Source organism: Deinococcus rhizophilus (assembly GCF_030271215.1).
Taxonomy (GTDB): Bacteria; Deinococcota; Deinococci; order Deinococcales; family Deinococcaceae; genus Deinococcus; species Deinococcus rhizophilus.
In genome coordinates this window covers 30,058-40,992 of the sequence record NZ_JASNGB010000008.1, presented here as the reverse complement: position 1 = coordinate 40,992, position 10,935 = coordinate 30,058, and the positions used below count along the sequence as shown (strand labels likewise).

General features: G+C 67.4%; 11 protein-coding genes. 3 read left to right on the top strand and 8 right to left on the bottom strand.

Going from position 1 to position 10,935, the window contains the following annotated elements:
* Positions 1 to 9 precede the first annotated feature (9 nt).
* Entirely contained in the window at positions 10 to 2,346 is a 2,337-nt protein-coding gene (locus tag QOL99_RS02315) for a DNA methyltransferase (RefSeq protein ID WP_326522566.1), read from the bottom strand.
* 339 nt (positions 2,347 to 2,685) lie between these two features.
* On the opposite strand from QOL99_RS02315, the gene QOL99_RS02310 reads away from it, so the two are divergent.
* Complete coding sequence (locus QOL99_RS02310; protein WP_285521005.1) at positions 2,686 to 2,868, top strand: hypothetical protein; 183 nt, start codon at positions 2,686 to 2,688, stop codon at positions 2,866 to 2,868.
* Between the two features lie 52 nt (positions 2,869 to 2,920).
* On the opposite strand, the gene QOL99_RS02305 is transcribed toward QOL99_RS02310, so the two are convergent.
* Complete coding sequence (locus QOL99_RS02305; RefSeq protein WP_285521004.1) at positions 2,921 to 3,187, bottom strand: hypothetical protein; 267 nt, start codon at positions 3,185 to 3,187, stop codon at positions 2,921 to 2,923.
* An 86-nt stretch (positions 3,188 to 3,273) separates the two neighbouring features.
* Here QOL99_RS02305 and QOL99_RS02300 point away from each other — a divergent pair, with 86 nt between their 5' ends.
* Positions 3,274 to 3,570, top strand: a complete 297-nt coding sequence (locus tag QOL99_RS02300; RefSeq protein WP_285521003.1) for a hypothetical protein — start codon at positions 3,274 to 3,276, stop codon at positions 3,568 to 3,570.
* Positions 3,571 to 3,944: 374 nt separating this feature from the next.
* Here QOL99_RS02300 and QOL99_RS02295 read toward each other — a convergent pair whose 3' ends face one another.
* The gene (locus tag QOL99_RS02295) at positions 3,945 to 4,661 is read right to left on the bottom strand and encodes a CAP domain-containing protein (RefSeq protein WP_285521002.1); all 717 of its coding nucleotides are present in this window, start codon (positions 4,659 to 4,661) and stop codon (positions 3,945 to 3,947) included.
* Positions 4,662 to 4,688: 27 nt separating this feature from the next.
* Positions 4,689 to 5,234, bottom strand: a complete 546-nt coding sequence (locus QOL99_RS02290) for a hypothetical protein (protein WP_285521001.1) — start codon at positions 5,232 to 5,234, stop codon at positions 4,689 to 4,691.
* Positions 5,235 to 5,295: 61 nt separating this feature from the next.
* Here QOL99_RS02290 and QOL99_RS02285 point away from each other — a divergent pair, with 61 nt between their 5' ends.
* Positions 5,296 to 7,398 (top strand): tetratricopeptide repeat protein, encoded by a 2,103-nt coding sequence (locus tag QOL99_RS02285; RefSeq protein WP_285521000.1) that lies wholly within the window; start codon positions 5,296 to 5,298, stop codon positions 7,396 to 7,398.
* Between the two features lie 32 nt (positions 7,399 to 7,430).
* On the opposite strand, the gene QOL99_RS02280 is transcribed toward QOL99_RS02285, so the two are convergent.
* The 4 genes from QOL99_RS02280 to QOL99_RS02265 form a co-directional block, all read right to left on the bottom strand.
* Complete coding sequence (locus tag QOL99_RS02280) at positions 7,431 to 7,838, bottom strand: hypothetical protein (RefSeq protein ID WP_285520999.1); 408 nt, start codon at positions 7,836 to 7,838, stop codon at positions 7,431 to 7,433.
* Between the two features lie 53 nt (positions 7,839 to 7,891).
* A complete protein-coding gene (locus QOL99_RS02275; RefSeq protein ID WP_285520998.1) occupies positions 7,892 to 8,794 on the bottom strand; it encodes a tyrosine-type recombinase/integrase in 903 nt (300 codons plus the stop codon).
* Between the two features lie 170 nt (positions 8,795 to 8,964).
* Entirely contained in the window at positions 8,965 to 10,134 is a 1,170-nt protein-coding gene (locus tag QOL99_RS02270) for a glutamate ligase domain-containing protein (protein ID WP_285520997.1), read from the bottom strand.
* A gap of 25 nt (positions 10,135 to 10,159) precedes the next feature.
* Positions 10,160 to 10,864 (bottom strand): creatininase family protein, encoded by a 705-nt coding sequence (locus QOL99_RS02265; RefSeq protein ID WP_285520996.1) that lies wholly within the window; start codon positions 10,862 to 10,864, stop codon positions 10,160 to 10,162.
* Between the last annotated feature and the right edge of the window lie 71 nt (positions 10,865 to 10,935).

The following is a 10,935-nucleotide window of genomic DNA, read 5'->3' as shown; positions in this document are numbered from 1 at the left end:
CCTGAGTCTCTAGTCCTGACCGTCCAGTTTTCGGGGGGCACTCCAGTAGGTCGTATCCACATGGGGCCGCTGCGTGAAGAGGCTGGGGATCTCTGCGAACCTCTGAATGATGGGCGATTTGCTGCCCTCACGCGCCTCCTTGACCTTCCGCACGCGCTCCATGACACGGGGCAGCTTTTGCAACTCGGCGGGCGTGGCGCCCACCAGCCACAGGCACCAGCGCGTCTGGCCCCGCAGGAAATCCTGGGCGTCGAGCATCCGCTTGATGAACTTCGCCGCGCCCGGCTCGGCAGCTAGGAACCCGTCCAGCTCTGCCTGGCTGTGGAAAATTAAATGCCCTCCATCAACCGGTTTGTTGCCGTAGACCAGCGGCGGCACCCCTGGCACCAGCGGCTCGCGCTGCTTCCTGACGATGATTTCCGGCCCTTCGATGAGGTAGGGGCTGATTCTCTGGGCAGCGTGCTCCGTGGGCAGCCCCTTCGGACTGGCGTAGCTGAACAGCCGGCGCTGCGCCGGTGCCCTGCCAGCCGGCTCCAGCTGGATGATGACGCAATGCACGGCCGCCCGGCCGGGGGCCTCGTTCGTCCAGGCGAAGGTCTGGTGCGCTGCGGTGATGACGTTCTCGGAGTTCTCCAGCAGCTCAGTCCAGAGGGGCGGCACCTGCTCGCCCTGCGTGATGCTGTTGGTAGAGACCAGCGAAGCAGCGGCCCGCAGATGCGGCCCGGTCTTGTCCAAGTGCCGCAGCAGCTGGGCGCTTTTGAGATACCAGGCGGCCACGTAGTCCAGCACCCCGGCCTCCTTGTTGCCGGCAAACAGCGCCAGCATCTGCCGTTTCTGCTCTGGCGACATGAGGTAGCTGCCGATGAAAGGGGGGTTTCCCATGACGAATAGCGCGCCCAGATTGGGAGCGTCCTGAGCCAGACTCAGGTGCTCGGCCCAGTCCACCTCCAGGGCGTCCCCGTGCCGGATGTGGGCCGCCTGCGTCAGTGGCAGGTTGACGAAGTTCTGCCCCAGCAGGCGGCTGGCCTCAACGTTCATCTGGTGGTCTGCCAGCCACAGGGCAACCCTGGCAATCTGCGAGGGGAACTCGTCGTATTCGATGCCGTAGAACTGCTCGACGCTGACGCGCAGCCGGTAGGAGATGTCCAGCAGCACCTGGCCGCCGGCGCTGCGCCCCTCCAGGGCCAGTAGCTCCACCAGGGCGCCGAGTTCCAACCAGCGCAGCTCACGGTAGCCGACCAGAAGGAAATTGCCGGAGCCACAAGCCGGGTCGAGGAAGCGCAGGGTGGGCAGATAATCGAGGAACGCCTGGAGCCGGCGGCGGTCGCCGCGCGCGGCCTTGCGACGGGCTTGGAGGTCGTCGAGGAACAGCGGCCCCAGCGCCTTGAGAATGTTCTCCTCGCTGGTGTAGTGGGCGCCGAGGTTCCGGCGCTCCTCCGGGTCCATAACGGCCTGGAACATGCTGCCGAAAATGGCGGGGGACACGGCCCCCCAGTCGAGCGCCGAGGCGTCGAGCAGCATCTGGCGCATCTCCGGCGAGAACTCGGCCAGGTCCAGGCGCTCGCGGAACAGCTCGCCGTTGACATACGGGAACGCAGCCAGCCAGGCGGGCAGGCCAGCCTGCCGGCGCTCGCGGGGCGTGTCCAGTGTCTGGAACAGCCGGGCCAGGGTCGCGCCCAGGTCCTCGCCGTCGCTGCGGGTATGGTCGGCCAGCACGTCGTAGAACAGCCCGGACTCATCCCAGAGGCCGGTGTCATCGCCAAACAGCAGGAATAACATTCTGACCAGGAGCAATTCCAGGTCGTGGCCCTGATAGCCGCTCTTCTCCAGCAGGTCGTGAAGGCGCGCCATCTCCTGGGCAGCCTTCACGTTCACGGGGTCGCTGGGGACCTGGTGGCGCAGCTGCCGGCCGATCAGGAATGCGAAGTGCTCCACGCGCTGGGGCAGCTCGGAAAGAGAGAACTCCTGGGCCTCCCCGGTCGCCACCTCGTGAAGCCGGACGCGCTCGAAGTCTGACAGTGCTACCCAACGCGGGCGCTCGTGCGCCTCCAGGGCATCCACGTATTCCAGCGCCTGCACGGTCGCCTCGCCCAGGTCGCGGCCCTTGCTCTTGTGCTCGGCCATGAACGTGCCGGGCCACAGCAGGTCAATCCGGCCCCGGCCGCTGGCACTGCTCAGCCCGTCCACCCGGCGCTCGAAGCTCGCCACGCGCCGGCGGGTGATGCCGAACACCTGCAAGAACTCATTCCAGAACGTCTGGGCCTCCGCGTTCTCTTGAGTGGCGTCCTGCCACTCGCGGGCGAACCCGGCAGCGCGGGTGCGAATCTCATTCCAGCTCAGGTGCATACGGGTCACTCTGTCACGCCCTCAGCGCGTCCGCGTCCGAGTCTGCAGAGAGTTGCTGCCCGCCCTCGAACAACTGCGGCGGTGCGCAGTGCACGGCACCGAATCGTGTGTGCCTCAGCTGGGGCCAGGGCCTCTTTACCTCGAGAAGTCGCAGCGTGGTACACGCTGCGACCAAACCCGACCCTGGCTCCTGCCCCAGCCTGGGCTTGAGCGACCTGCGCCGGCGGGCAGACAGACGCGGCCCGGCATCTCTGTTCAGTGTCGTGCGCCATGCCCAGGCCGAACTTGAGGTTTTGATCGAGACGCTGGCCGGCACGGGTGCCATGGTGCAGCAATGGCTTGTCCGGAGAACTCGTCGACCAACTGGCCCGGCGCTTCTATGACGTCGAGATCCTGAAGAAGATGCATGGCTCGTTCAGCACCTTGGGCGGCAAGAAGAAGGGCCAGGGCACCCGCCTGACCCGGCAGGAGTCAGTGAACTCCTCTTCGTCATGCGGCCCCGGCAAGGCGCACTGGCGCTAGGGAACAAGAAGGGTCGCCTCGTGCGACTTGCCGAACCCGTGGCGTAACTTGCCTACGCCTCCAGCCCCATGACTGCCCCCATCGCCTCCACGTCTACTTCCGTCAGCTCACTCAGCACCCCCGCCGACGCAGGCAGTCCCGAGAGCCGGCGCGCCTGCCGGATGAGTGCCTGCTCGAACAGCTGGCGCATCGCGCGCCCGTTGCTGCCCGCCGTCTCGCCCCGGTCAGCCATCCCATGGACCTGGGTCCGCAGGATAGCCACGGCATTGGGCGTGAGCCGGTAGCCGTAGCGGGAGCAGAAGNCGCGCTTTCTGGGCATCTATGCCCACAACCCGGGGCACGCGCTGCTGACCTGCCGTGCGGCGGGCGGAGAACTGACCGGCCGGGTGCGTTCGCCTGGGCAGGGTGGTGTTCGCGCCGTACGGCGCGAACACCACCCTGCCCAGGCGAACGCACCCGGCCGGTCAGTTCTCCGCCCGCCGCACGGCAGGTCAGCAGCGCGTGCCCCGGGTTGTGGGCATAGATGCCCAGAAAGCGCGCGCCGAGGCTGCCGGCGTGCACGCAGCTGAGTTTGCGCTCGAGGTAGGCCGCGCCGATGTCCCGGCCCCGCACGAGCCTCATCTGCCCCTGCGCGTCATCCAGCAGTTCGCCGAGCGTCTCTCGGACCCCGGGGTCGCGCCACAGGTCGAGCGTTTCGGGTGAGCGCACCGCTGCGCGGCAGATCGCCTGACTGAGCGCCGAGAGGCCCAGGGCCTCCGCGTTGCCTGCTTCGGAAGTCAGCCTCAGCAGGGCCCCGGCCCCGTGAAGCCGGCGCAGGTGCTCGGGACTCTGTGACAGCGGCGCGCCGGACATCATCCAGGCGCGTTTCAGGGGCGTGGGAGCGAGCAGGGGCGGGCCCGCATGGACCTGCAGGCCGCGTGCGGGGGCGTGCAGGGGAAGGGGGCGGTCAGGGCTGGCGGCGTGAGGCAGGGGATTGGGCATGGGGGTCTTTCGTGTTGGGAGAGGGGGCAAGGCAGCTGCTCCGCCTTCCTGGGCGGGAAGGCGGAGCAGCGGGGGTGGGGACGGCGGTGGGGGGCCTACTTGCCAAACAGCTGGACCCAGGTGTTGGGGCCCAGGGAGACGCCTGGAGCGGGATAGCTGACCGTCGAGGGACCGGTGTGATAGCCCATGCCCATGGTGCGGTTTCCAGGCTCCATGATGCCTCGGCAGTGGCCAGGGCTCTCGATCCAGGCGTGCATCATGTCGGCGGCCTTGGAATAGCCGAAGCCAGCATTCTCCTGGCCCCAGGTGAAGGCGATGTTTTGACCGGTCAAGTCCCTGTAGGCGCGCTCGACCCGCTCTTTGGAGGTCGTCCCGTAGAAGTTCGGATGTGTCGGCTGGGTCTCAGCGTGTGCTTCATAGCCGTAGGTGCCGTTGTAGGTCGCGTGCTTCCTGGCCGCGTAGGCGAGCACGCCGTTGTAGGTCAGCTCGCTCAAGGTGCCTGGCGTGAAGGTGCCGTCGACGCAGGTGCCTTTCAGGGCCGGGACGCCGTTGATGGTTCCCTTGGTGCGCACCTCGTTGACAAACTGCATCAGGGCGACTTCCTGGGTGTTGGGCGAGACGTAGACGGTGCCCAGCTTGCTGCCGTCGCCGCTGCCCACAGCCGCGCCGACCTGGGGGATGAAGATGGCGGTGGGTGCGGGGGGCGCGGGCGGCGCAGGATTGGTGCCGCCGCCGGTGCCAGGTCCGCCGATGCCGCCGCCGCCGCAGGCTGCCAGGGCCAGCATGGGCAGGATGAAGAGGATCTTCTTCATGGGCGCTCCTTCGAACTCAACAGCAGGTCAGCGGCGGGGGGTAAGGGTCGCCGTGCAGGTCAGCGTGCCGTTCGCGCCAGCCTTGCAGTTGGTCATCACGGCGTTGTAGTTGCCCGTGTTGGCAGGGGCGGGAGTGGCCGTAGCGGCCTGTCCCTGAAGACGGATTGAAACGTTACTCAGGACGTGATCAAAGTAATTGAGACGTGCGACGGTGGAGATATTAACAGGGATAGTCATGTTGACTATTACATTGATGGGCAAGTCCTTGTATGCTACCTGTTCCTGATAACCGTTGGAGCTCTTTCCCGCTACGGTGATGGTTGAGCCTTTGACTTGCATCCCACCATTGAGAACAGCAATAACCCTGTCAGGCTGCCAACTGCCATCTCTTGTGCTGTCTGGCCCAACGTAAGTATCAGTAAAGCTACACCGAACTTCAGTGCTGCTCGCAGAAACTCGGACGCAGCCCTGGAAGGTAGCTCGCCAGTTATTGTTGCTGTAAGTCCAGGTTGACTGCGCTGCGGCTGTCCCAGTGAGAATCAAAGCTGTCAGCCCTAAAATGGTTTTCTTCATGTCCCACTCAGCGTAGGCACATCAGGGGGAAAAAGGGGGGAAAACCGGGTAGCCTCAGCCCATGCCCCCGGTAGAGGACGCGTCGGCGTTTGCAGCCCTGCCCGGCGCCCTCCAGCTTGCCCTGCTCCCCCTCGCCTTTGAGCGTGTGTGGCACCCTGTCCGGTCATTGCAGGTCGCGCCTGATCTCCCCGACGGCTGGTGGCAGGCCGTCATCACAACCCTGCATCTGACCCCGAGCCCAGACGGGACAGTAGAGGTGCCTGAGTCGCTACGAACCCAGCTCACCCAGCGATTGGCCACCGAACAGCCCCACGTCTACCGCGAAGCCGCCCGCCGCGCCAGCCGTGAGGCCCATCAGCAGGGCGACATCAGACGGGCTGTAGCACTCCTCCACGACATCGGGGACGCTGAGGCCGCCGACCTGCTGCTGGAGGACTGGCTCAGTGACCGCATCAACGCGAGCGAGCACGAACTCGCACAGCACACGATAGAGACCCTCCTTCCTCAACAGGTCGGACCCCGCGCACGCGCCGCCTACTGGATCAGCGTGATGGTCAGCGCCCCCCGTGAACAGGCCGCAACTGCCCGCCATGAGGTGCAGGCTGCCTATGATGCCGGCGAGCACAACCCACGCCTGCTGCACACGCTCAGCTACGCCCTGCAATATGACGGGCATTACGCGCTAGCCCTTCAAGTCGTCGAACAGGGCCTCAAAGCTGGGGCAACCGGCCTGGACCGGCTCCGGCTGACCCATCAGAAAAGCATGTGCCTGAGCTACCTCGCGCGGCACGAGGAACATCTCGCCGCAGCCCAGGATCTGTTGGAAGAGGCCCAGCGCCAGGGGAACGTCTCGTTTACCGCCTCGGCCCACGCGACCCTGGCCTATGCCCACGAGGACCTGGGCGACTGGGATACCGCCGAGGTCCACTATCAGCGGGGTGCCCAGCTGTTCCGCCGTATCTCGCAGACCCGGCTGCTTGCGACCCTGCTGAACAACTACGCGCAGTCTCTCGCCGGCCGAGGGCGTCCAGTGGAGGCGTTTCAACTGCTGGATGAGGCCGACGCCCTGCCCGAGACCACCCTGATCCACCACGCCTGGATTGCCCTCAGCCGGGCCATCGTGCAGCACCACTCCGGCCTGCACAGCGAGGCTCTCGTCACTGCGCGGCGTGCCTCCGAGCTCCTGGCAGAGGCTCATCTCCCCGGAGACGAACTCGTGGCCCTGCTGATCGAAGCCGAGCGGCTCGCTCTCGACGGACAGCTAGAGGAGGCCCAGCAGCGACTCCGCGAAGCCCAGGCAATGCGCTCTGACGACCCAGCCAACGTCGCCGCCTTGGATCTCACCGCCGCCGTGCTGGCCTACGTCACAGGACAGATAGAGAGGGCAAAGGCGCTGTTAGAAGCCAGTCTCACGCCCGACTTGCCAGCCTGGGATCAGGCACGAGCGCATGCCTACCTCGCGGCCATCGCGTACCGAGAAGGCCAGTCGCCTGACCTGGACGCACTGGCTCAGGCGCTCACCCTCACGGACGCTCCCCTGCTCACCGACGCCTTGGCTCTGCGGCCGTTTCTGAGTTGGCTCGGCACTCAGCCGGAGTGGGCGGAGCGGGTGACCCAGGTGTTTGCCCAGTCGCGCCCTGCTGGACAGATTCCACTGCGGCTGGAGCTGTTCGGCCCGATCGAGGTTCACGGCCCCAGCAGACGGGTCGCCTTCAAGACCAGGCGTGCGGCGGAATTGCTTGCCTTCCTGGCCCTGAACGGCCCAGCTCGACGTCGGGACCTTCTGGCAGGGCTGTGGGAAGGGATTCCGGACAAACTCACGGTCGACCTGTTCAAGAAGACACTGAAGCACCTGCGGGTGGCGCTGGATGAGCTGCTGCCACCCGAGGCTGATCCTGTCCCGGTCTCGAGCGGCATTTACAGCCTCCATCCCCTGCTAGAAATCCGCACGGCCTGGCTACCTGGGGGACTGTTCCCGGCTCCAGACGTGCGGCAGAGCGGGGAGCTGACCATCCGGGGCGCGTTCCTCGCCGATGCTCAGGGACCGTGGGCGGATGACCTGCGCGAGGAGGTGCACCAGCAGTTGCGGACCGCGTTGGCTGAGAGGGGGACGGCTGGGGATCCTACTGCGACGCGGCTCCTGGCTCAAGTGCGGGGGCTCTAGGCTCTCGACCAGCCGCGTGCGAGGGGGGCTACTCAGTTGAGCGGCAGCTTTCCGTCCCGTATCCGCTCCTCGCGTCTGACCTGCTCATCCGCTTCGACCAACATCCGCCACAGACCCTCGGGCGCAGGACGCACACGACCCTTGAACGACGCGATACACACGCACGGAGCTTTGTTGCCCACCATGCGAGGGATGTATGGCCGCACCAGCTCGGGGTCCACCCTCTTGAGCTGGTGCATCGCGTCAATAGCAGCATCCACATGCTCCTCGGACACCCCGTCTGGCGTCACCCCGAGCATGATCCACTCTCCCGGTTCGAGGGGCTCAGACGTAGGCAGATTCTCCAACACGGCGCTCGTGACTCCGTCCACGCGTTCGATCTGCTGAACCCACTGCTCTATCTGTGTTGCGTCCGGATCCTGCTGGTTGTTTGTTTCCATGCCCCACCTCCGTGTGCATGTCTCCGTGCCTTCTTCCTATCGGGGGCTGGGGGTCACAGCCGGTCCGCCGGGCTTGCGCGCAGGTGCTGAACCTGGATGTCGTTGGGCAGATACTTGACGTAGCGGCGGGTCATCGACAGGTCGGTGTGCCCCAGGATCTGCTGCAGCGAGAACATGTCTCCCCCGTTACGCAGGTATTGCACCGCGAAGCCGCGCCGCCACGCGTGAGGAGCCACGTGGTCCCTGGGCAGCCCAGCCTCCTCTGCCACCCGGTTGAGCAGCTGGCTAAGACCAGACTTGGTCAGGGGTGCCCCGCCGCGCGCGATGAACAGCGTGGGCACGTGAGGCAGCAGTGGCCGGCGTTCCAGCCGCTCGTATTTCGCCAGGGCCTTGGCACTCTTGATGCCCAGCGGCACCGTCCGCTGAGCGTCCACCTTCGAGGTCTCGGCGCGCACCCGCATGACACCGGCCGTCATGTCCACATCGTCCGAGTTCAGCCCGATGACCTCGCCCAGTCGGAGTCCTGTGTCATACATCAGCATCAGGATGGCGGTGTTCCTCGCCGGGAAGGGCATGCCCTGCACGGCCTTCAGGCAGCGGGAGACCTCATCTGGCTGGATGGCTGGCGGCACGTCGCCGCCGATCGATGGCAGCTTGAGCTTCAGCGTGGGGTCACGCGTGATCAGGTCCTCGTCGACGGCCCAGCGAAAGAGGGCCCTGAGACCCCGCATGAAGGCATGCACCGCGCCGGGCTTGAGATCCCGGGCCTGCATCGCCCCCTGGCACTCGATCAGGACCGCTCGCGTGACCAGCTCGGCTTTGGGATCCATCCCCTGCGACTGCATAAACCGTTCCAGGTCCAGCACGGCCTGCCGGTAGAACCTGACTGTCTCCGGTGAGCGCCGCAGCGCCCGCAGGTGCCGCGCGTGCATCTCGTGCAGCGTCATCAACTCCATGCCCACCCCCCTTGCCACTGGGGATTTGAGCAGTGAACGATTGTTGCCAATCGCTCACCTGGAACCGCGAAGAAAACAGCAAAAACCCGAGTCAGCACGTGCTCGGGCGAGGGCATCTTAAGAGTCAGCTGCTCTGCCAATTGAGCTAACGACCCAGAGCGGAAAGGAGTCTAACCGCCCGCCCGCCCGCTGTCAAGCAGGCCGCGCACCGCCCCCGCCAGATAGAGGCTGCCCGCCACCAGCAGCGTGCCGCCGGGCGGCGTCTGGGCCAGAGCCAGGGCCAGGGCCTCCGCCACGTTGGGCACGGCCGCGCCGCCGTAGTGGGCCCTCAACTCCTCCGGGGGGGCGGCCGGATCGCCGGGGGACGTGAAGACGCGGCTCGGGGCCAGCCCCAGCAAAGGCTCCAGCGTGGCCGCCGTGTCCTTGCGGGCCAGGCCGCCGAAGAGCAGCACGTCCGCGCCTCCTGGCAGACTGGCCGCGAGGGCCAGGGCCGCGTGGGGGTTATGCGCCCCGTCCACCCAGACGGTCTTGCCCCCGATCTCGAAGCGTTCCAGGCGGGCGGGAAAGGTGGCGTTCAGGGCGGCCTCCACGCCCTCCGGGTGCCCCAGCGTTCGCAGGGTGACCGCCGCGAGAGCCGCGTTGGCGTGCTGGTGCGGCCCGGGCAGGCGAGGCGGATGCGGCAGGGCGAAAAGCTCGGGGTGGGTGTCGGGCGTGAGGAGGGGGGCGCCAACTTCTCCTGACACCTCGCGCACGACCCCCAGGGCCTCGCCCGTCGCGGTGGTCAGGAAAGGCACGCCGGGCCGCGCGGCTCCCGCCTTGTCGCGGGCGATGTCCGCCAGGGTCGGCCCCAGGGTGGCGACGTGGTCCAGCGCCACGTTCGTCAGCGCCACGGCCCGCACGTCCGTCAGCGCCGCCATCGCGTCGGAGGCTCCGCCCACTCCAGCTTCCATCACGGCGATCTCCACCCCGTCTTGGGCGAAAACCTGACACGCCAGCGCCAGGGTGAGGTCGAAGAAGGCCGCGTCCGGCACGTGGACCTTCGCCCATTCGATAAAGGCGGCGGTGCGGGCGGGGTCCAGTTCCTCTCCTCCCACCCGGACGCGTTCCTCGTAGCGCTGGAGGTGCGGGCTGGTGAAGCGGCCCACGCGAACCCCGGCGGCCAGCAGCCCAGCCTCCAGCATCGCGCAGGTGCTGCCCTTGCCGTTGGTGCCGACGACCCGCACCGCACCGAAGACGGCGTCGGGGTGCCCCAGGCGGTCCAGCAGCGCCCGCGCTCCCCCCGGTCCCCGCTCGCGGCCCGCGCGGGTGCGGGCATACAGCCAGTCGTAGTCGGGCCTCATGGGGGGAGGGTAGCGCCCGTGCCGGTCAGGGGGCCCAGCCCCCTTCCAGCAGGTCGCGCGTCTCCCGCACCGCCTCCCGCCAGATCGCCTCCATCTCGGCGTCGGGGCGCTGCGGCAGGCCGCCGAAGTTGCCGTCGCCCAGCAGCGCCCGCACCTCTGCCGGGGGAAGCTGCCGCATCCGGGCGAGGTCCACCACCGGCTTGCGCTCGGCAGAAACGCTCACATCCTCCAGCCGGGTCCAGGGGAAGTTCTCCATCCAGCTCGCGTGGCTGGCAAGGGGGTCGGTGGCCTGCACCGCCGCCCAGGTGCGCGGGGCGTTCCACCAGTTGTGCCACTGCACCCGCGCGTCCGGGTGCCGTGCGAGCCATTCGCCCAGCCAGCCCTGGCCGGGGCTGTTGCCGCCGTGCCCGTTCACGATCAGCAGGCGCCGGAAGCCCTGCGCGTGCAGCCCGGACAGCAGGTCGTCCAGCAGGGCGAGGTAGGTGCTCACCCGCAGGCTGACGGTGCCGGGGTACGCCGTGAAGGTCGGCGTGATGCCGTAGGGCAAGGCGGGGAAGACCGGAATGCCGAGGGGGTCGGCAGCCTCCACGCTCACCCGCTCGGCCAGCAGGCTGTCGGTGGCGAGGCTGAGGCGGGCGTGCTGCTCGGTGCAGCCCAGCGGGAGCACGGCGCGGTCGTCGCGGCGGAGGTAAGCTTCCACACCCTCCCAGTTCAGGTCCTGTACGCGCATGGGGCAGGATAGGCCGGATACCATGCCTCCCGTGACGGACCTTCCGGCGACAGGCGAGACGGGGCAGCGGC

What these genes read in the sequence shown, in the direction of transcription:
- QOL99_RS02315 (WP_326522566.1), bottom strand. Translation starts at nt 2,346, where the DNA reads ATGCACCTGAGCTGGAATGAGATTCGCACCCGCGCTGCCGGGTTCGCC.
- QOL99_RS02295 (WP_285521002.1), bottom strand. Translation starts at nt 4,661, where the DNA reads ATGAAGAAGATCCTCTTCATCCTGCCCATGCTGGCCCTGGCAGCCTGC.
- QOL99_RS02290 (WP_285521001.1), bottom strand. Translation starts at nt 5,234, where the DNA reads ATGAAGAAAACCATTTTAGGGCTGACAGCTTTGATTCTCACTGGGACA.
- QOL99_RS02285 (WP_285521000.1), top strand. Translation starts at nt 5,296, where the DNA reads ATGCCCCCGGTAGAGGACGCGTCGGCGTTTGCAGCCCTGCCCGGCGCC.
- QOL99_RS02280 (WP_285520999.1), bottom strand. Translation starts at nt 7,838, where the DNA reads ATGGAAACAAACAACCAGCAGGATCCGGACGCAACACAGATAGAGCAG.
- QOL99_RS02275 (WP_285520998.1), bottom strand. Translation starts at nt 8,794, where the DNA reads ATGGAGTTGATGACGCTGCACGAGATGCACGCGCGGCACCTGCGGGCG.
- QOL99_RS02270 (WP_285520997.1), bottom strand. Translation starts at nt 10,134, where the DNA reads ATGAGGCCCGACTACGACTGGCTGTATGCCCGCACCCGCGCGGGCCGC.
- QOL99_RS02265 (WP_285520996.1), bottom strand. Translation starts at nt 10,864, where the DNA reads ATGCGCGTACAGGACCTGAACTGGGAGGGTGTGGAAGCTTACCTCCGC.